At 69.1% G+C, this 19,002-nt stretch carries 19 protein-coding genes; 11 read left to right on the top strand and 8 right to left on the bottom strand.

Annotation, left to right across the window (positions count from 1 at the left end):
• Positions 1 to 7: 7 nt before the first annotated feature.
• Entirely contained in the window at positions 8 to 220 is a 213-nt protein-coding gene (locus AB0M14_RS22865; protein ID WP_364998059.1) for a hypothetical protein, read from the bottom strand.
• Between the two features lie 224 nt (positions 221 to 444).
• Here AB0M14_RS22865 and AB0M14_RS22860 point away from each other — a divergent pair, with 224 nt between their 5' ends.
• Both AB0M14_RS22860 and AB0M14_RS22855 read left to right on the top strand, forming a co-directional pair.
• Complete coding sequence (locus AB0M14_RS22860) at positions 445 to 2,019, top strand: Ada metal-binding domain-containing protein (RefSeq protein ID WP_364999020.1); 1,575 nt, start codon at positions 445 to 447, stop codon at positions 2,017 to 2,019.
• Complete coding sequence (locus AB0M14_RS22855) at positions 2,016 to 2,513, top strand: methylated-DNA--[protein]-cysteine S-methyltransferase (protein ID WP_364998057.1); 498 nt, start codon at positions 2,016 to 2,018, stop codon at positions 2,511 to 2,513. Before AB0M14_RS22860 ends, AB0M14_RS22855 begins: the two co-directional genes overlap by 4 nt.
• 10 nt (positions 2,514 to 2,523) lie before the next feature.
• Here the strand turns inward: AB0M14_RS22855 and AB0M14_RS22850 are convergent, their stop codons facing one another.
• From AB0M14_RS22850 to AB0M14_RS22835, 4 genes are all read right to left on the bottom strand, one after another.
• On the bottom strand, positions 2,524 to 2,946 hold the full coding sequence (locus AB0M14_RS22850) for a PIN domain nuclease (protein WP_364998055.1): 423 nt from the start codon (positions 2,944 to 2,946) through the stop codon (positions 2,524 to 2,526).
• Entirely contained in the window at positions 2,937 to 3,143 is a 207-nt protein-coding gene (locus tag AB0M14_RS22845; protein ID WP_364998053.1) for a DUF2191 domain-containing protein, read from the bottom strand. Before AB0M14_RS22845 ends, AB0M14_RS22850 begins: the two co-directional genes overlap by 10 nt.
• A 51-nt stretch (positions 3,144 to 3,194) precedes the next feature.
• The gene (locus AB0M14_RS22840) at positions 3,195 to 6,536 is read right to left on the bottom strand and encodes an AAA family ATPase (RefSeq protein ID WP_364998051.1); all 3,342 of its coding nucleotides are present in this window, start codon (positions 6,534 to 6,536) and stop codon (positions 3,195 to 3,197) included.
• 118 nt (positions 6,537 to 6,654) lie between these two features.
• Positions 6,655 to 7,839: an exonuclease SbcCD subunit D gene (locus AB0M14_RS22835; RefSeq protein ID WP_364998049.1), complete on the bottom strand. Its 1,185-nt coding sequence runs from the start codon at positions 7,837 to 7,839 to the stop codon at positions 6,655 to 6,657.
• 369 nt (positions 7,840 to 8,208) lie between these two features.
• On the opposite strand from AB0M14_RS22835, the gene AB0M14_RS22830 reads away from it, so the two are divergent.
• Both AB0M14_RS22830 and AB0M14_RS22825 read left to right on the top strand, forming a co-directional pair.
• Complete coding sequence (locus AB0M14_RS22830; RefSeq protein WP_364998047.1) at positions 8,209 to 9,366, top strand: DNA recombination protein RmuC; 1,158 nt, start codon at positions 8,209 to 8,211, stop codon at positions 9,364 to 9,366.
• A gap of 64 nt (positions 9,367 to 9,430) precedes the next feature.
• Entirely contained in the window at positions 9,431 to 10,264 is an 834-nt protein-coding gene (locus AB0M14_RS22825) for a DUF6542 domain-containing protein (protein ID WP_364998045.1), read from the top strand.
• 3 nt (positions 10,265 to 10,267) lie between these two features.
• On the opposite strand, the gene AB0M14_RS22820 is transcribed toward AB0M14_RS22825, so the two are convergent.
• Positions 10,268 to 11,278, bottom strand: a complete 1,011-nt coding sequence (locus AB0M14_RS22820) for a 4-hydroxy-3-methylbut-2-enyl diphosphate reductase (protein WP_364998043.1) — start codon at positions 11,276 to 11,278, stop codon at positions 10,268 to 10,270.
• A gap of 123 nt (positions 11,279 to 11,401) precedes the next feature.
• Here AB0M14_RS22820 and AB0M14_RS22815 point away from each other — a divergent pair, with 123 nt between their 5' ends.
• The 3 genes from AB0M14_RS22815 (at position 11,402) to AB0M14_RS22805 (ending at position 13,762) form a co-directional block, all read left to right on the top strand.
• Complete coding sequence (locus tag AB0M14_RS22815) at positions 11,402 to 12,046, top strand: lipid droplet-associated protein (RefSeq protein WP_364998041.1); 645 nt, start codon at positions 11,402 to 11,404, stop codon at positions 12,044 to 12,046.
• Positions 12,047 to 12,227: 181 nt separating this feature from the next.
• Positions 12,228 to 13,517 (top strand): exodeoxyribonuclease VII large subunit, encoded by a 1,290-nt coding sequence (gene xseA, locus AB0M14_RS22810; RefSeq protein ID WP_364998039.1) that lies wholly within the window; start codon positions 12,228 to 12,230, stop codon positions 13,515 to 13,517.
• A 2-nt stretch (positions 13,518 to 13,519) separates the two neighbouring features.
• The gene (locus AB0M14_RS22805; protein ID WP_364998037.1) at positions 13,520 to 13,762 is read left to right on the top strand and encodes an exodeoxyribonuclease VII small subunit; all 243 of its coding nucleotides are present in this window, start codon (positions 13,520 to 13,522) and stop codon (positions 13,760 to 13,762) included.
• A gap of 10 nt (positions 13,763 to 13,772) precedes the next feature.
• Here the strand turns inward: AB0M14_RS22805 and AB0M14_RS22800 are convergent, their stop codons facing one another.
• Together AB0M14_RS22800 and AB0M14_RS22795 are read right to left on the bottom strand one after the other, a co-directional pair.
• The gene (locus tag AB0M14_RS22800) at positions 13,773 to 14,003 is read right to left on the bottom strand and encodes a hypothetical protein (RefSeq protein WP_364998035.1); all 231 of its coding nucleotides are present in this window, start codon (positions 14,001 to 14,003) and stop codon (positions 13,773 to 13,775) included.
• Positions 14,004 to 14,109: 106 nt separating this feature from the next.
• Positions 14,110 to 14,676: a DUF4245 domain-containing protein gene (locus AB0M14_RS22795; protein ID WP_364998033.1), complete on the bottom strand. Its 567-nt coding sequence runs from the start codon at positions 14,674 to 14,676 to the stop codon at positions 14,110 to 14,112.
• A 110-nt stretch (positions 14,677 to 14,786) separates the two neighbouring features.
• Between AB0M14_RS22795 and glpX the strand changes: the two genes are divergently transcribed.
• From glpX to AB0M14_RS22775, 4 genes are all read left to right on the top strand, one after another.
• On the top strand, positions 14,787 to 15,827 hold the full coding sequence (gene glpX / locus AB0M14_RS22790) for a class II fructose-bisphosphatase (RefSeq protein ID WP_364998031.1): 1,041 nt from the start codon (positions 14,787 to 14,789) through the stop codon (positions 15,825 to 15,827).
• Between the two features lie 311 nt (positions 15,828 to 16,138).
• Positions 16,139 to 17,161 (top strand): phosphotransferase, encoded by a 1,023-nt coding sequence (locus AB0M14_RS22785; RefSeq protein ID WP_364998029.1) that lies wholly within the window; start codon positions 16,139 to 16,141, stop codon positions 17,159 to 17,161.
• 39 nt (positions 17,162 to 17,200) lie between these two features.
• Positions 17,201 to 17,476, top strand: a complete 276-nt coding sequence (locus AB0M14_RS22780) for a zf-TFIIB domain-containing protein (protein ID WP_364998027.1) — start codon at positions 17,201 to 17,203, stop codon at positions 17,474 to 17,476.
• Between the two features lie 87 nt (positions 17,477 to 17,563).
• On the top strand, positions 17,564 to 18,970 hold the full coding sequence (locus tag AB0M14_RS22775) for a class II fumarate hydratase (protein WP_364998025.1): 1,407 nt from the start codon (positions 17,564 to 17,566) through the stop codon (positions 18,968 to 18,970).
• Positions 18,971 to 19,002: the final 32 nt, after the last annotated feature.

Raw genomic sequence — 19,002 nt, 5'->3', positions numbered from 1 at the left:
TCGCGCGTTACTTCGCCGACTTCGAGCCGCTGCTGAGGGCCGAGGAGCCGGCCGTCAGCAGGTTCCCGAGCTCGTGGAACCAGCTGCACCCACCGGTGCCGGGCGGGATGGTGGTGCAGCCCGAGACCGGGGCGACCGGTTCGGCCGTGGCAGCGGCGGTGGCCATCGGGGCCAGCATCAGCGCACCGGCCAGGGTGGCCGCGGCGAGTGATCGTTTCATCGAGAATTCCTTCTGCTCTGTCTTTTTCGAACTGCCCAACTTCCCCCGAAGCAGTGATGATCACGCTATTCGGGCATCGGCGCAGTCCACAGCCCCAGGTTCCCTGGCCCCTGCCGCCAGGGGCACGGCCCCGGTTTTGTGCCCTGCGACAAGGCCGGGTTGTGGTGTCTTTTTTCCGCTAGCGCGCCCGCCGCGGAGCTGACATTGTGGAATGCGTGACGATCATGGCGTTGGATTTCGAACGGTGTTATCGGGCGGTCTCTACCCGGGACTCCCGGTTCGACGGGCAGTTCTTCACCGCGGTGCGGACCACCGGCATCTACTGCCGTCCCTCCTGTCCGGCGATCACGCCGAAGCCGACCAACGTCAGCTTCCTGCCGACCGCCGCGGCCGCACAGCAGGCCGGATACCGGGCCTGCCGCCGGTGCCTGCCCGACGCCGCGCCCGGGTCGCCGCTGTGGAACACGCGGGCCGACCTGGCCGCGCGGGCCATGCGGTTGATCGGCGACGGGGTCATCGAACGGGGCGGCGTGCCCGCGCTGGCGGCCACCCTCGGGTATTCGCAGCGGCAGCTGACCCGGGTGCTGACCACCGAGCTCGGCGCGGGTCCGCTGGCGCTGGCCCGGGCGCACCGCGCGCATACGGCGCGGCTGCTGATCCAGACCACGGATATGCCGATGTCGGATATCGCGTTCGCAGCCGGGTTCGCCAGTATCCGGCAGTTCAACGACACCGTGCGCGAGGTGTTCGCGGTCAGCCCGACCGTGATGCGCACCGAGGCGCACCAACGGGCCCGGCGCGATGCCGTGCCCGCCGCGAACGGCGCACTGACGCTTCGGCTTCCGTTCCGGGAGCCGCTGGATCGCGCGTGGCTGGAATGGTTCCTGTCGGCGCATGTGACGCCCGGCATGGAGTCGTGGGAGGACCGGGCCTACACCCGGGCCTTACGCACCCCCAACGGGCACGCCACCGCGCGACTCAGCTTCCAGCGTGATCATGTGCGGGCCGAGCTGGCGTTGCACGATATGCGTGACCTCGCGCCGACCGTGGCGCGACTACGGCACCTGCTGGATCTGGATGCCGACCCGGTCGGGATCGACGAGGTGCTGGGCGCGCGAACGCTGGAAACGCCGGTGCCCGAACTCGCCGTGGACGGGCTGCCCGATGCCGGGGCCGCGCCCGCCGACGAATCGGAGCCGCCGCCGATCCGGACGGTCCGGCCGCAGTTCAGTCCGGGCATCCGGGTGCCCGGGTGCCTGGACGGCCCGGAACTGTTGCTGCGCACCATGATCGGGCAGCAGATCTCCGTGTCGGCCGCCGCGACGCACACCGCTCGACTGGTGCAGGCGCTCGGCGAACCGATCGAGGGACCGCTGCCCCGCCTGTTCCCGAACCCCGACGTGATCGCCGAACGCGGCGCGGAAGTGCTGACCGGCCCCGCCAAGCGGATCCGCTCCATCGTCGGCGTGGCCGCCGCGCTCGCCGGCGGTGACCTGCACCTACACCAGGGCCGCACCGCCGCCGAGCTACGCCGCGACCTGCTGGCGCTCGACGGCGTCGGCCCCTGGACCGCCGACTACGTGACCATGCGCCTGCTGGCCGACCCCGACATCCTGCTCGGCACCGACCTCGTCGTCCGGCAGGGCGCGACCCTGCTCGGTCTCGACCTCACCGACACCGCCGGCTACTCCCCCTGGCGCTCCTACCTCTCCATGCACCTGTGGAAGGCGGCCCTGGCCGACCGCGCCGCCACCCCCCGAAAAGCCAACTCCCCCAAGAAGAACGGACGAATCTCATGACCACCGCCGACTTCACCATCGTCGACACCCCGATCGGCCCCTTCACCACCCTCGCGGCCGCCGACGGCGCCGTCCTGGCCTCCGGCTGGACCGCCGACGCCGACAACCTCCGTCTCCTGATCCACCCCACCCTGCGCCCCGCAGAACTGCGCCGCCGGGATTCCCTCGGGGCGATCAGCCAAGCCGTAATCGACTATCACGCAGGCGATCTCACCGCCATCGACGCCATCCCCGTCCGCCAGCAATCCGGCGAATTCCTCCTGCACGCCTGGGACGTCCTCCGCAAGATCCCCGCCGGCGAACCCGTCACCTACACCGAATACGCCGCTCTCTCCGGCCGCCCCGCCGCCACCCGCGCCGCCGCCAACGCCTGCGCCCGCAACGCCGCCGCCCTCTTCGTCCCCTGCCACCGCGTCTTCCGCATCGGCGGCGCCCTGGGCGGGTTCCGCTGGGGCCTGGAAGCCAAGCGCTGGCTCCTCGACCACGAGGCCTGAACCTCGGTCGCTACAGGCTCCCCCGCGGCACTACCCAGCGATGGTTCAGATCAATGACCGATGCCACGGTTTCGAAGTCCGCGTCGTAATGAATGAGCACCAGCCGATGTTGGCCGGCCAGAACCGCTGTGAGCAGGTCCGCTATGCCGACCGTGCGATGCCTGCCACCGCGGGCGAGTTCGCGCTGGATCGCGAACGCGCGTTGCCAATGTTCGTCGTCGGTCGGCAGATATTCGTATGCCGCACGCCGATTCGCCCGGACTTTCTCGTAGTCGGCCGGACTTCGGGCGCTGTAGAGCGCTTCGGCGTCGAGGGACGCGCAGGTGGCTACCAGACCGCGGGTGATCAGTGGGGCGAGCCGCTGCTGAACAGCCTCCTTCTCGAGGTGGGCGGCCGCGCTCGTGTCGATCAGGAACCGAGCGGTCACCGCCATACGCGGGCTCTTGCTTCAGGATCTTGCATCTCTTCCAATCCCCCTTCTTGAAGCCATTCCAGTTCGGCTACCCGAGCGGCGGCCGCGGCGGCGGACCGCAGGGCCGCCCGCACGGTGTCGGAGACGCCGCTGGTCCCTAGTTCTCGCTGCGCAGCTTCGAGTAGTTCGTCGTCGATCTCGATCAGTCGCTTCGTCATGAGCCCGCCTCCGGGTATATGGATCCCCGACAGCAAGTATATACAACCGCTTCAGGCGACGGTGGCTCGCAGGTGGGAGCCGGTGGGGGTGCGGCGGACGTGGAGGCGGCTGGGGATGCGCTGGCGCATTTCGTCGACGTGGCTGACTACGCCTACTACGCGGCCGTTGGAGCGGAGCTCGTCGAGGACGCCCATGACGGCGTCGAGGGTGTCGGCGTCCAGGCCGCCGAAGCCCTCGTCGATGAAGAGGGTGTCCAGGGCGATGCCGCCGGATTCGGCGGCGACGGTGTCGGCGAGGCCGAGGGCCAGGGACAGGGACGCCATGAAGGTTTCGCCGCCGGACAGGGTTTTGGCGGGGCGGATGGCGCCGGTGTAGTCGTCACGGATGTCGAGGCCGAGGCCGCCGCGGCGGCCGCGCGGGCCCGCCTTGTCGGTGTGCACGAATTCGTAGCGGCCCATGGACATTCGGCGCAGCCGGACCGAGCCCGCGAGAGCGACTTCCTCCAGGCGGGCGGCGAGGACGTAGGAGCGCAGGGACATGCGGCGGTTGTTCTCACCGCGGCCCGCGACCACCTCGGCGAGCCCGGCGAGTTCGTCGTGGGACCGCTGGAGCGGGGTGATGCGGTCGACCTCGGTCCAGAGCTGGGTACCGAGTTCCTCGAGCAGTTTGACGCGGCGGGTGGCGTCGGCGTGCGCGGCCACGGCGGCGTTCAGCTGCGACCGTGCTTGCGCGACAGCGGTCTCCAGTTCGGCGAGGTCACCGGGCTCCGCCGCCGCGGCGGCCCGCACCTCGGGTTCGGCCAGCACCGCTTCGGCGTGGGCACGAGCGCGGTCCGCGGCCACGAGTTCCGCTTCGATCTCGTTCTGCCGCTGCATGGTTCGTGCGGCGGCGGTAACGATCTTGGCGTAGGCGGTGAGCAGTGCGACATCGTCGCGCGGGCCGTCACGACGCGGGGACGAAGCGCTGATCTCCGCGCGCTGCTCGGGAGCGAGTGGACTTGTCGCGCCCGCCATCTCCGCACGCTGGCCGGAAGCGAGGGAACCTGTCGCGTCCACCATCCCCGCACGCTGACCGGAGGCCAGGGGACCTGTCGCGTTGACGGCGTTCGCCTGCGCCGCGCCGCTCGACCCCGACGTGTTCGTCGTGATGACGAAACCGGCTGCGAGGGAGAGGCTTTCGACGCGGGTGGCGATGGTGGTGACGGCTTCGCGGGCGGCGGCGGCCTGGGTGCGGGCGTCGCGGTAGGTGGTGGCGAATTTGATCAGGGTGTTCAGGCGGGTGCGGCGGCGGTCGATGGATTCGTCGGCGCCCGCGGCGGTGCGCAGGCGGTCGGTGAGTTCGAGGACGCGGGTGGCGGTCGCGGTGATCTGGGTGGTGATAGTGCTGCGGCGGGTTTCGGTTTCGCGCAGTTCGTCGTGCAGGCGGGATTCGTCGGCGCGGAGTTGGGCCAGTTCGGCGGTCAAACCTTCGGCCAGGGTGGCGGATTGGGAGGCGTCCTCGTAGCGGTCCGTCGCCGTGCGCAGGGCGGTGGTGAGTTCGACACGGTCCATGTCGCCGCCGCGGGCGGTGAGGCCTTCGATTTCGCGTTCCAGTTCGGCGATGCGGGCCAGGACCTGGTCCCGCTTGTCCTCGGCGCTGCGGGCCGCGGTTTCCGCCGCTTCCTCCGCCTCCTTGGAGACGGCGTCCGAGGTCGGGCGGGCGGGTGCGGGATGCTCGTCCGAGCCACAGACCGTGCACGGCCGGCCGTCGCTGAGTTGTCCGGCCAGTTCGGCCGCCATCCCGGCCAAGCGCCGCTCACGCAAATCGAGGACGCGCTCTTTGGCATCGTTGTGGGCGGTGCGAGCGGTTTCGAATTCGATCCGGGTACGGTCCAAAGCCTGCCGGTGCCTGGCCAATTCGACGGCAGCCGTGGCGGCGGTCTGGAGGCGCTCGCAGTCCGCGGTAAGCGCGGGCAGGAGTGCGACGGCCTCGGTGGCCTCGCGGAGCCGGGCTTCGATGGTGGTGATCGAGGCGGGGAGTTGCTCACGCAAGCGAATGAGCTTCCCGACCCGCCCTGTCAATGCGGTGTCTTCCTCACGCAGCTTGGTCAATTCGGCGCCGAGTTTGGTGGCGGTAGATGCGTCGGCACTGATCTCGTCGAGTGCGCCGATCTGGGTGCTCCAGTGCCGGATAGCGACATCGACATCGGCGTCGGGGCGGATGGCAGGCGCCCGGTCACCGGGCAGGTCGGTGCCCGGAATCATTGCGGTGCTGCCAATTTCGTCGGCGTGGCGGTCGTCGGCAAGCCGGTCGTCGCCGTGGCGGTCGTCGGCGATCAACTCTGCACCACCAACCTCGGCGGCGGCGGGCTCGATCAACGCGGCCACGAGTTTCGCCGCAGCTTCCTGCTTTTCGGCGTCACGCCGTCGACTCGTCATCACCGCGGCGCGCGCCTCGTCGATCGCGTCGGCGACCGGCTGGGCCCGCCGGGCCGCTTCGAGTTCGGCTTGCAAGGCGGCGCGGTGGTCGGCGTTCGCGGCGTAGTCGTCGAGCTGCGCGCGCGCCGCCGTCATCCGACGGCGCAATTCGTGCAGCCTGCGCTGCTCCTCGGCGAGCTTCCCGACGCGTGTCGACTCCTGTTGGCAGCGTTCGGTTTCCGTGATCGCACTGGAAAGATCGGTACGCGCGGTAGCAAGCAGATCCTGCGACCAGCCGACGGACTCCAATGCCCCGACGGATTCGGTGACACTCAGCCCCGCCGCACCGCGAATCTGCGCGATCAAACGCTCGATCCCCTGGCGGCGCTTCTCCAGATCAGCCGCCGATGCCCGGCGCTTATCCGCGAGCCACTGCTCCGCCGTACCGAATCGCTCAGTGTCGAAGAGCTTTTCGAGCAGCTTCTCGCGATCCTCGTTGTCGGCCCGCAGGAATCGAGCGAAATCCCCCTGTGGCAACAACACCACCTGGAAGAACTGATCAGCGCTCATGCCGAGCAGCCGGACGATCTCGTCCCCGATATCGGGGATGCGCGACAAATTCTCGCCTCGCCCATCCAGCCACGCCAACGTCGCTTTCGCCTGCTCGGTCCGCATCCCGGTGCCACGCAGCTTGGGCCGCTCGAACTCCGGAACCCGGTTCAGCCGCAACCGCCGGCCCCCGAGCGTCGCCTCCAGCACCACCTGCGGCGGAGTCTGCTCCGGCGCGTGATCGGAATGCAGCCGCTTACTCTCGCCCCGCGCCCCCGGCACCCGCCCATACAGCGCGAACGCGATCGCATCGAGCACCGTCGTCTTCCCCGCGCCGGTCTGCCCATGCAGCAGAAACAAGCCGTCGGCCCCCAGCGCGTCGAAGTCGACGACCGTGGTCTCGGCAAAGGGCCCGAACGCTGTCATCTCCAACCGATGCAGCCTCACCCCCGCCCCCTCGCCAGCCGAAGCCCCTGATCACTCACACAAAGGTCACGGAGGGTGGTCCACTTTCGGTTGAGCGAGGAGCTGCGAACCCCGTGAGGATATTCGGCTGTGCGGTCGATCATGCCGAGAGTTCCCCGAGCAGGGTCTGATCGCTGACAGCTGCTACCCGCTCGGGTTCGGTGACCGCTACCGCGAGGGCGCGCTCCAGCCAGGCCATTTCACCGGCGCTGGGCACACCGCGCACGTCGGTGAGGAAGCTGTGCGCTACTTCGGTGTCGCGGCGGCCGTGCACTCGCTCACGGTAGCGCAGTTCCGGATTGCCTTCTGGGCGTGACCATTCCACGTGTACCGCGTGCGGGAAGCGCGCACGGAGTTTGCGCAGGCCGTCGACCGGGCGGGCGTGGTCGGTCAGAGTCGCGGACACGTAGTGCTCCACCGCCTCGGCGTGGGCGGCGTCGGAGAGTAATTCGTCGAGGGTTCCGGTGAGCCTGCTGAGGCCGCGGACCAGCGGGAGATCGTGACGCTCGACCGTGTGCAGGCCCGCGGCGTCGAGATCGACGATCCAGACTGCCTTGCGGTGCGAGTTCTCGGCGAACGAGTACGGCAACGGCGAGCCGGAATAGCGGATGGACTCCGACAGGATCTGCGGGGAGTGCAGGTGGCCGAGCGCTACATAGTCGATGCCGTCGAACGCCGACATCGGCACCGTTTCGACGCCGCCGACGGAGATGGAGCGCTCCGAGCCGGTCGCCTCGCCGCCGACGACGAAGGCGTGTGCGAGCACCACGGTGCGCGCGGCGCCGCGCGCGGCGATGTCGGCGCGGATCCGGCCCATCGCGGCGTCCAGGATCTCGGCGTGCGAACGCGCCTGTGGCACGCCGAGTTCGGCGCGCGTGACCTCCGGCTCCAGATAGGGGATGCCATAGAAGGCGACCTCGCCGTGCGCGTCGGCGAGCAGGACCGGCCGGTCGGCGTCGGCGACCCGCGTGCGCAGGTGCAGTCCGCCCGCCGCCGCGAAGCTGGCGCCCGCGCCGAGCCGCGCAGGCGAATCATGGTTGCCGGAGGTCGCGACGATCTGCGCGCCCGCGGCGCGGATCGCCTCGAAGCCGCGGATGCAGACCGCGATCGCGTCCGCGCTGGGGATCGAGCGGTCGTACACGTCGCCGGGCAGTACCACCACCTCGACCGACTCGGACGCCACCAGCTCCGCGATGGCCTGCAACGAACGCTCTTGATCGGCAAGCAGATCGACACCGTGGAAGGTACGCCCGATGTGCCAGTCCGAGGTGTGCAGCATCCGCATGGCGAAAAACGTAGGCGCACCCACCGACACAATTCAATTGCCGCGACCGGGGTGTCGGATTTGCCGGGTTCCGCAGCGGCGTGTTTTCAGCGCCAGGCCGCGTGTCGAGTGCCCGAACTCACGAATGCGGCGCATGCGCTACCCCGACTCCGCTGATCTCGGCGAACACCCCGCTGCCTATAGTCCCCGCAGCGCCAGCGGATTTCGGTGTGCCCGGACGCACGCCGATCGCGCACATTTGTTTGCCACGGCTCGCCGGTCTGTCCACAGTCATTGACATCACTGCGGCTCAGTCGGTTTGCCGACACATGCGCTGTGAAGTTGCCAGGCGACCGAACTTGTCGGTGGGGTGGGGCACTATCTCGTTCCATGACCGCATCGATGCTTGTCGCACTGTTGCTGGTATTCGCCGCCGGAGTGGGGCTGGGCTGGCTCGGGCACACCGCCCACGCGGGTCAACGAGCCGCCGCCGCCGAGGCCAGGCTGTCCGCGGCCAACGACAACGAGCACCTGCTGCGCCAATCCCTGACCGCCGCGAACGAGGATGCGGCCCGCCGGCATTCGCACGCCATCGGCGCCATGGTGGAACCGCTGCGGGAGGCGGTAGGCGCCTTGAATCAGCACATCCAGCAGGTCGAGCACAGCCGCATCAACGCGTATTCGGGTCTGCGCGAACAGGTCGCGGGCATGCAGCGCACCTCGCATCAGCTCTCCAGCCAGACCAGCCAGCTGGTGGCGGCGCTGCGCGCGCCGCAGATCCGGGGCCGCTGGGGCGAAATACAGCTGGAGCGCGTGGTGGAACTGGCCGGCATGACCCGGCACTGCGATTTCGACACCCAGGTGAGCCGGGCGGCGCGCGGTGACGGCAACGCCGACCGCACCGGCACGGTCCGGCCCGACATGGTGGTCCGGCTGGCCGGCGGCCGGCACATCGTGGTCGACGCCAAAGTCCCCTTCAACGCCTATCTGGACGCCAGCACCGTCGACGATCCGGACGAGCGCGCCGAGCATCTGCTCCGGCACGCCAAACATCTGCGCGCGCACGTCGATCAGCTGGCCGACAAGGCCTACTGGGCGGCCTTCGATCCGTCCCCGGAGTTCGTGGTGCTGTTCGTCCCGGGCGATCCGTTCCTCGACGCCGCCCTCACCACCGATTCCGGCCTGCTGGAATACGCGTTCGGCCGCAACGTGATCCTGGCTACCCCCACGACACTCATCGCCCTGCTGCGCACGGTGGCCTTCAGCTGGCGGCAGGAGGCCCTGTCCCGCGATATGGCGAAGATCCAGCAGCTGGGCCGCGAGCTCTACTCCCGCCTCGGCATGACCGGACGGCATCTGGACCGGCTCGGCTCCCAGCTGTCGAAAGCCGTGGACGCCTTCAACTACACAGTGGCCTCGGTGGAGTCTCGAGTGATGGTGACGGCCCGCAAGCTGCACGACATGGAGATCGCCGAGCAAGAGGTCCCGGCCATCGCACGAGTGGATTCCTGGCCCCGCGCGGTGGGGTTCGCGGACGCCGACGGTTAGCCGCAATACATAGTCGCGCCGTGCCATAACGCCGTACGGCGCGTCGGCGGTTAGGGTTCATAACGTGGCTGCTTCCCAACGTGTGCGTTCCCGGGTGCCCGCGCCGCAACGTTCGATCCTGCCGTCGGTGCCGGGTATCCCGGCCGGCGCAGCCGTCCTGATTGCGGTTGCCTGCACGTTCCTCGGGTTCCTGATCGATGCCAACGGCGACATGAGCGAGCTGACGGGTACGTTCGCGACGCTCTATGTCGTCGGCTGCGTGGCGGCGGTGCTCGTCGTTCGCTACCGCGGGCTGTTCAGCACGATGGTGCTGCCGCCGCTGCTGATGTTCATCTCGGTGCCGCTGGCCTACCAGCAGCTGTCGGGGAGCGGCGGCTCGGGCCTCAAGGACATCCTGCTGAACCTGGCGGTCCCGCTGGTCTACCGCTTCCCGACGATGCTGCTGGCCACGGCGCTGGTACTGCTCATCGGCGGCTTGCGGATCTACCTGTTCCGGCGCGAGCAGTCCGCCGAGAGCGCCGCGGAGGCGCGGCGCGGCTCCAGCTGGGGACGCAGCACCGAGACCGGCCGATCCCGCTCCGGGCGGGGCGGCGGTCTCGCGGATTCCGCGAAGCGCCGGCCCCGGCGCGGTCAGCCGGAGCCGGATGACGATCTGGATCTGGCCGATCAGAAGACCGACAAGTACCCGCCGCCACGGCCGGGCAAGCGCGGGTCCGGCGACGTCGCCGACACCCCGCCCCGGGTGGGCAAGTCGGGCCGGTCCCGGGACGGCCGCTCGGGCCGCACCGGACGCTCGGCCACCCCGCGCAGCGACAACCCGCCGCTGCCGCGGCCCAATGTGCGCTACCGGGAACGGGATACCGGCCGCACCGAGCGGCGCAAGCCGGAAAACCTGTAGCGGCTAGTTCCGCGCGGCGCGCAGCTCCCGGGGCAGCGAGAAGACCAGGGTCTCATTGGCGGTGGTCACCGGCTGCACCTCGCCGAAGCCGTGCTCGGCCAGCATTTCCAGCACACCCTGCACCAGGATCTCCGGCACCGAGGCGCCGGAGGTGATGCCGATGGTGCGGACGCCCCCGAGCCAGGCCGGATCGACCTCCTTGGCGTAATCCACCAGGTAGGAAGCCTTCGCACCGGCACCGAGCGCGACCTCGACCAGCCGGACCGAGTTCGAGGAGTTGCGGGAGCCGACCACGATCACCAGATCGCATTCCGGCGCCATCGCCTTCACCGCGACCTGACGGTTCTGGGTGGCGTAGCAGATGTCGTCGCTCGGCGGATCCTGCAATCCGGGGAAGCGCTCGCGCAGCCGCTTCACCGTCTCCATGGTCTCGTCGACCGACAGCGTGGTCTGCGAGAGCCAGATCACCTTGGACTCGTCGCGCACGGTGACCTTGTCCACCGAATCCGGGCCGTCCACCAGCTGCACGTGATCCGGCGCCTCACCGGCGGTGCCTTCTACTTCCTCGTGCCCTTCGTGGCCGATCAGCAGAATGTCGTAGTCGTCGCGGGCAAAGCGCTTGGCTTCCTGGTGCACCTTGGTCACCAGCGGACAGGTGGCGTCGATGGTGTGCAGATTCCGCTCGGCGGCCGTCTCGTGCACCATCGGCGAGACGCCGTGCGCGGAGAACACCACGACCTGGCCCTCGGGCACCTCGTCGGTTTCGTCGACGAAGACGACGCCGCGATCGCGCAGCGTCTCCACCACATGGCGGTTGTGCACGATCTCCTTGCGCACATAGATGGGGGCGCCGTGTTTTTCGAGCGCCTTCTCCACCGTCTCCACCGCACGGTCCACGCCCGCGCAGTAGCCGCGCGGCTCCGCGAGTAGGACGCGCTTTCCCCCATTGGCATCGGCTGATCCGGCGCCCGCCGATCGGGCGATTCCGACGTTCAAAGGTATGGCCGAAGACATGCCCCACAGCTTACTGGCGTACACCGACCATGACCCGGGCGGATTACGCGGCATGACGGGGGTCACGATGTGTCTGTGACAGTAAGTCTTTGCATAACCAATCGGATCGGGCAGGCTAGGACCATGTTTCGACCTCCGTTCCTGGCCCGGGTCGCCGCCGGTGCCGCCGTATACGCCCTCGAAGAAACCCGCCGGTTACCCACGACGGCAATGAATTTCCCGATCACCGCGATCAGCCAGCTGCTGCAGACCACGATGCACGTGCAGCAGTTCGTGACCAGCCTCGCGCTCAAGGGTGACGCTGTTTTCGACCGGCTCGGCACGGGTCCGGAAGCGCAGCCGGAGTGGGCCACCTTCGACGAAGATCTGCCCTCGGAGCAAACTTCTGGCTCCGCGCCGGTCACGGCCGGCCGTACCAGTCGCTTCGACCTCTACACCGAGGGCGAGGCCACCGATTCCGCCCGCGCGACCAATGGTCACGTCACCGCAGTGACGACGATCACGGTGCCGGAAATCGACCGGCCGGAGCCGGAATCCGAGCCGGAGCCGGTCGCCGAGGCCGAGCCGGAGCCCGTGGAGATCGCCGAGCCGGAGATCGCCGCCCGCTACGACTACGCCAACATGACCCTGGCCCAGCTGCGCGCCCGCCTGCGCATGCTGACCCTCGAGGATCTCGCCACCCTGCTCGACTACGAGCAGCAGACGCGCGCCCGGGCCGCCTTCGTCACCATGCTGACCAATCGCATCGCGACAGTGCAGGCGCAGTAATTTTTGGCGGCGCCTGCGCTTCGGCCACTCTGACGCGAGACGGCCGCGAACGGGTCGGTCGTAAGACTCCCTCCGTTCGGGGCCGGTTCAGGCTTGGAGAGCTTGATGACATTGTTCGGCCGACGCTGTAGCGGGCGACCGCTGCGCAAGGGCGTCGGTGGCACCGCGTATATCTAGCTGTATGACCTCCGCGGCCAACCCCTCGGCGAACAGCCCCGCGAATTCCGCTGACGCGCCGTGGCCGGTGCGCACGGTCTCGATGAAGGTTACGCAGTGGATCGACCGGCTCGGCAGCATCTGGGTCGAGGGTCAGATCACGCAGATCAATCTGCGGCCCGGCACTCGCACCGCCTTTCTCGTCCTGCGTGATCCCTCCGTCGACATGTCGCTCTCGGTGACCTGTGATCCCGAGCTGATCCGCAAATCCCCGATCCCGCTGCAAGAGGGCACCCGGGTCGTCGTCTACGGCAAGTTGTCCTTCTTCGCCGGCCGCGGCACGATCTCGTTGCGCGTCCTCGAGATTCGCCCCGTCGGCGTCGGTGAACTATTGGCTCGTATCGAGCGCTTGAAGGCGCTGCTGGCCGCCGAGGGTCTGTTCGATCCGCGGCTCAAGCGCCCGTTGCCGTTCCTGCCGAAGACCGTCGGCCTGATCACCGGCCGCGCCAGCGCCGCCGAACGCGATGTCCTGACGGTCGCGCAGAACCGTTGGCCCGCAGTACATTTCGAAGTGAGAAACGCCGCGACGCAGGGCCCGATGGCGGTGCCGCAGCTCATCGACGCGCTGGCCGAACTCGATCGCGATCCGGCCGTCGAGGTGATCGTGCTGGCGCGCGGCGGCGGCAGCGTGGAAGACCTGCTCGCCTTCTCCGACGAGGCGCTGTGCCGCGCCATCGTGGCCGCGACCACCCCGGTCGTCAGCGCCATCGGGCACGAACCCGACAACCCCCTCAGCGATTTCGTCGCCGACGTGCGCGCGGCCACCCCGACCGACGCGGCCAAGCGGGTAGTTCCCGACGCCGCGGCCGAATTGGCGGGCGTGCGTGACCTGCGCGCCCGCTCGGCGGCCGCGTTGCGCGGCTGGGTGGAGCGCGAGACCCGGGCGCTGGTCCAGCTCCGGTCCCGCCCGGTTATGGCCGATCCGCTGCGCGAAATCGACCGGCGCACAGAGGAAGTCGAGCGACTGCGCACCGCCGCGCGGCGCTGCGCCGAGCAGTTGATCCGGACCGAGTCCACCGCCGCCCGGCATCTGCGCGAGAAACTGACCGCGGTGGGTCCGGCCGCGACCTTGTCGCGTGGCTACGCTGTGGTCCAGCGGGTGACCGGACCGGAACGTCATGTCGTGCGCAGCATCGAGGACGCCCCGGCCGGCAGCCAGCTGCGCATCCGAGTCGCCGACGGCGCGATCTCCGCGGCCGCGCTGGGCACCCAGGCCCTGGGCGCCCGCAAGCCATCCGACACCGAGAAGGATTAACCGTGGCCGAACCCGACACCGCCCAGGACACCGCCGAGATCGCGACCTTCGGCTACGAGCGCGCCCGCGACGAACTGGTCAACGTCGTCAAGATGCTGGAACAGGGCGGCCTGGACCTGGACGACTCGCTGGCGCTGTGGGAACGCGGCGAAGCGCTGGCGAACCGCTGCGAGGAACATCTCGCGGGCGCCCGCCAGCGCGTCGAGGAGGCGATCTCCCGTTCCGAGGCCGCCGAAGAGGCCTGAGCCGAACGGGTCAGAACGTACAGGCGGGGCCGCCGCCGGAGCTGTCGACCGAGCCGGCTTTGAGCATCTTCAGCAGGCGGCACAGGGCTTGGGCCGCGGCGGAACCCGAGGAGGAACCGCTCGACCCACCTTCGGCGACCACGGCCGCTTCGGGGGCCGGCGCCACGGGGGCGGCACCGGCGACAGCGGCGGGGGTGAGCAGGGCCGCGGACGCGGCTACGACGACTACGAGTTTCTTCATCGGAACTATCCTCTTTATCGAAATCCCCGCCCGGGACGAGTATTCGGGGATCGAGAGGACAGCGCACGACCCGATTACTCGGGGCGCGAGTTCCGGGGTGAAAGCCTCAGCGCGCGAGCGGCTGGGCGGCGGCGACCGCTTCGGCGAGGGTCTTGAAGGCGCCCTCGTTGCCGGCGCCCTTGATCAGCACGCGGGCGGCGCCGAGGTCGGCGATCCAGGCGGTCTCCTCGGTCGGCTCGGCGTAGACGGTCCACTGCTGATTGCCCAGCGGCTGGGTGCCGCTGGCATAGCGGGAGCCGAGCACGAAGCGGGCGAGCGCCTCTTCAGTGGCGTCGGTCTGGGTCAGCTGCATGTAGGTGCCCTGATGGGTGATGTAGCCCACAGTGCTGACGGCGCCGCCGCCCGGGCCGGCGATGCTCGCGCGGCTGCCGGAGTTGGGTGTCCAGTCGGCAGGGACGGCCGGATTCCGGATCGGGAACGTCAGCGATTTCGCGTCCGAAGCCAGGGCCGACTTGATGTCGAAATGCGGGATCGCGCCTTGCGTCGGGCCTTTGGCGGCGAAGCTGCACTGGCTGGCCACCCCGGCGAAGACCACGACGATCAGCACCAGCGGGATCAGCGAGAAAAACAGATCCTTGTAGTTGAGCAGAATCCGCGGTTTCTGATACGACACGTCCCCAGTATCCACTTGCGGGCGCACCCCTCGGACCAGGGGTGGCACGGGGCTTACCCACGTAATGAGACAATCGTCCGGTACGCACAACCCGAGGGAGGCACCCCGCCATGACGGCATCTTCGCCCACTAGCCGCCGCGAGGCACCGGACCGCAACCTTGCGCTCGAACTGGTCCGGGTGACCGAGGCGGGGGCGATGGCCGCGGGCCGCTGGGTCGGCCGCGGTGACAAGGAGGGTGGCGACGGCGCCGCCGTCGACGCGATGCGCGAGCTGGTCAACTCGGTGTCCATGCGCGGTGTCGTGGTCATCGGCGAGGGCGAGAAGGACGAAGCCCCGATGCTCTACAACGGCGAGCTGGTGGGCGACGGCACCGGGCCCGAGGTGGACTTCGCGGTCGACCCGGTCGACGGCACCACGCTGATGTCGAAGGGCTCCCCCGGCGCCATCGCGGTGCTCGCGGTCGCCGAGCGCGGCGCCATGTTCGATCCGTCCGCGGTGTTCTACATGCACAAGATCGCGGTCGGCCCGGATGCCGCCGACGTGATCGATGTCTCCGCCCCGATCGCCGAGAACATCCGCCGCGTCGCGAAGGCGAAGAAGCTGTCGAAGTCCGATCTGACCGTCTGCATCCTGGATCGCCCGCGCCACGCGGACCTGATCCAGCAGGTGCGCGACGCGGGCGCCCGCATCCGCCTGATCTCCGACGGCGACGTGGCCGGCGCCATCGCCGCCGCGCGTCCCGACTCGGGCACCGACATCCTGGTCGGCATCGGCGGCACCCCCGAGGGCATCATCGCCGCGGCCGCCATGCGCTGTATGGGCGGCGCGCTGCAGGGCATGCTCGCCCCGACGGACGACGAGGAGCGCCAGAAGGCCATCGACGCGGGCCACGACCTGGACCGCGTCCTGTCCACCGAGGACCTGGTCTCCGGCGAGAACATCTTCTTCTGCGCCACCGGCGTCACCGACGGTGACCTGCTGCGCGGCGTGCGCTACTACGGCGGCGGCGCCTCCACCCAGTCGATCGTCATGCGCTCGAAGTCCGGCACGGTCCGCATGATCGACGCCTACCACCGCCTCACCAAGCTGCGCGAGTACAGCTCGGTCGACTTCATCGGCGACGAGGACGCGACCCCGCCGCTACCCTGAGTTCGGCCGAATCGCCAGGCGCGCAGGCACTTTCGCCTGCGCGCCTTTTCGTTGCCCAGCCGTGCCGACACCCGGACGGCGCTTGTCACGGAACAGGGGCGGGTAGCCCTGTCGCAGGGCTCGTTACAGCCCTGCGAGTGACTGCACCTGCGCGATCGCCGCTGTGTCGTGACGGCCCGGCCTGTGCGGCCGCCCGCACTGCGGCATACTCGCAAGGTGGGACGGATGGTGTTGCGGGCCAGTGCTTCCGGGCTGTCGAAGAGCTGGCGGGGGCGGCGCGAGCGGCGGGCGGGAGGGGCGAGCCGCAGTTGTTGGCGGATCGGGCGGACGCGGCGGTAGTCCGGGTGGGGGCCTGGGTGGCCAAGGCGCATCCGCCCGAGACCAACGAGGCGGCGTTGCTGGTTCGGCTGCGGCTCGCCTCCCACCCGTGGCTGCGCGAGATCATCGCGGCACCGAACACCCCGACAATCGCCCAGCGCTACGAAGATCGCTTGATCACCGTGTGGCCCTTCGGCGAAACGGTGGATCCGGAGAACCCCGACGCCGCGCCGTGGGAGGAAGCGGCAACCCTGCTCGCACGACTGCACGCGCTGCCGATACCCCCAGAGCATCGCGTCAACTGCGCCGCCCACCCTTTGGACCCGCTGCCCGCCGCAGGCGGCCCCGCCCGGGTCAGGCGCGCGATGAACCGACTCGACGCTGCCGGAAGCGCGGTAGACCAAGCCGCGGCCGCGGTCGTGCGCCGCGCATTCGCCGACCTGACCGCCGAGAGGCCCGGCCTCATACCCGAAGGTCCCAACCTCACCACCGACAAGGCCCACCGCCCCACCGACAAACCTGACCACGCAGTCGGCAAACCCGGACACCTCATCGACAAACCTGGCCACGTTGTCGGCAGGACCGATCGCACCACCGAGAAGCCCGCACCGACTGCCGGGCGACGGTTACTCGTGCATGGCGACTTTCATCTTGGGCAGCTCATCCGGTTGCCAGAGGGCGGCGAAAACTCTTGGCGGCTGGTTGATATCGACGATATCGGGCGCGGTGAACCGGCGTGGGATCTCGCGCGACCGGCCGCCTTCTATGCGGCGGGGGTGCTGGAACGTGTTGTGTGGGAACGGTTTCTGGATGCGTATCGCCGTGCGGGCGGGCCTGCGGTGCCGGTGGACGGCGACCCCTGGCCTGCCTTGGAGCTTCCCGCCCGCGCGGTCGTAATCCAAGCTGCCGCACTGGCTGTCGGCGCTGCCGGACGCACCGGGGAACCCCTCGACGACGTCGATATCGCCCTGGTCGACGCCTGCCGCCGGATTTCCGCGCACTCCGTCACATCGTGATCGGCGCATGGTTGCGCGGAAGCGAGTACCGTCGCCGATATGCAGTGTCCGAAATGTCATGGTCTGATGCAGACCTACAATCGCAGCGGTGTTCACATCGAGCAGTGCGGTAACTGCCGGGGGATCTTCCTGGACTACGGCGAGCTGGAGAATCTGACTCGGCTGGAATCCGGTTACGCCGCGCCGCCACCGCCCGCCGGTGCGCCCGGTCCGGCGTGGGGCGCGCCCGCGCCGCACTACGGCGGCCACGGCGGGTACGGGCACGGCCATCACGGCCGGAACAAGGGCTTCGGGAAGATGCTCTTCTCGTCCTGAGCCGCGCCTTATTCCGGGAACCGGATGTGCGAATGACCTCAGGCGTGGCAGCCCACAAGGCGGCGCCAGCGACATAGGGTCGATCCCATGACCGAGGAATCGCAGCAGTTTCGCATCGAGCACGACACGATGGGGGAAGTCCGGGTCCCGGTGCACGCCCTGTGGCGCGCGCAGACGCAGCGGGCCGTGGACAACTTCCCGATCAGCGGACGCGGGCTGGAGCGAGCGCAGATCCGTGCGCTCGGATTGCTGAAAGCCGCCTGTGCCACGGTGAATCGGGATCTGGGTCTGCTGGACAAGACCAAGGCCGACGCCATCGTGGCGGCCGCCCAAGAGATCGCCGCGGGCGCCCACGACGACCAGTTCCCGATCGATGTCTTCCAGACCGGGTCGGGCACCAGTTCGAACATGAACGCCAACGAGGTGATCGCCTCGCTCGCCAAGGCGGCCGGGGTGGAGGTGCACCCGAACGACGACGTGAACATGTCCCAGTCGTCCAACGACACCTTCCCCACCGCGACGCATCTGGCGGCGACCGAGGCGGTCATCACCGATCTCGTTCCGGCGCTGGAACATCTGCGCCTGGCGCTGCTGGACAAGTCCAGCGAGTGGCGCACGGTCGTGAAGTCCGGCCGCACGCATCTGATGGACGCGGTGCCGGTGACCCTCGGTCAGGAGTTCGGCGGCTACACCCGGCAGGTCGCGGCCGGCATGGAACGCCTGATGGCGACGCTGCCCCGGCTGGGCGAGCTCGCCATCGGCGGTACCGCGGTCGGCACGGGCTTGAACGCCCCGAACGGTTTCGGCTCGAAAGTCGTTGCGGAACTGGTGAAGTCGACCGGCATCGATGCGCTCTCCGAGGCGCGGGACCACTTCGAGGCGCAGGCCGCCCGAGATGGCCTGGTGGAACTCTCGGGCGCGCTGCGCACCGTCGCGGTCAGCCTCACCAAGATCGCCAACGACATCCGGTGGATGGGTTCGGGCCCGCTCACCGGCTTGGGCGAATTGCAGCTGCCGGACTTGCAGCCGGGCAGCTCGATCATGCCGGGCAAGGTGAATCCCGTTCTACCCGAGGCGGTTACGCAGGTCGCGGCGCAGGTGATCGGCAACGACGCGACGGTGGCGTTCTCCGGCGCGAGCGGCGCTTTCGAGCTCAACGTCTACATTCCGGTGATGGCGCGCAACGTGCTGGAGTCGATCCGGTTGCTGGCCAATGTGTCGCGACTGTTCGCCGACAAGTGCGTGCGCGGGCTGGTCGCGAACGAGGAGCGGCTGCGCACCCTGGCCGAGTCCTCGCCGTCCATCGTGACCCCGCTGAACTCGGCGATCGGTTACGAGGAGGCGGCGGCGGTGGCCAAGCAGGCGCTGAAGGAGCAGAAGACGATCCGGCAGACGGTCATCGACCGCGGGCTGATCGGCGAGAAGCTGAGCGAGGAAGAACTCGATCGCCGCCTCGATGTGCTGTCGATGTCGAAGGTCGACGGCGACAAGTGACGAAAGGCCTGGGTATCCGCTATCTCGGATAC

The sequence above is a fragment of the Nocardia sp. NPDC051832 genome (assembly GCF_040681285.1).
In the GTDB taxonomy this organism is placed as follows: Bacteria; Actinomycetota; Actinomycetes; order Mycobacteriales; family Mycobacteriaceae; genus Nocardia.
The sequence above is the reverse complement of the archived record's forward strand: the minus strand, read 5'-3'. Positions and strand labels throughout refer to the sequence as shown.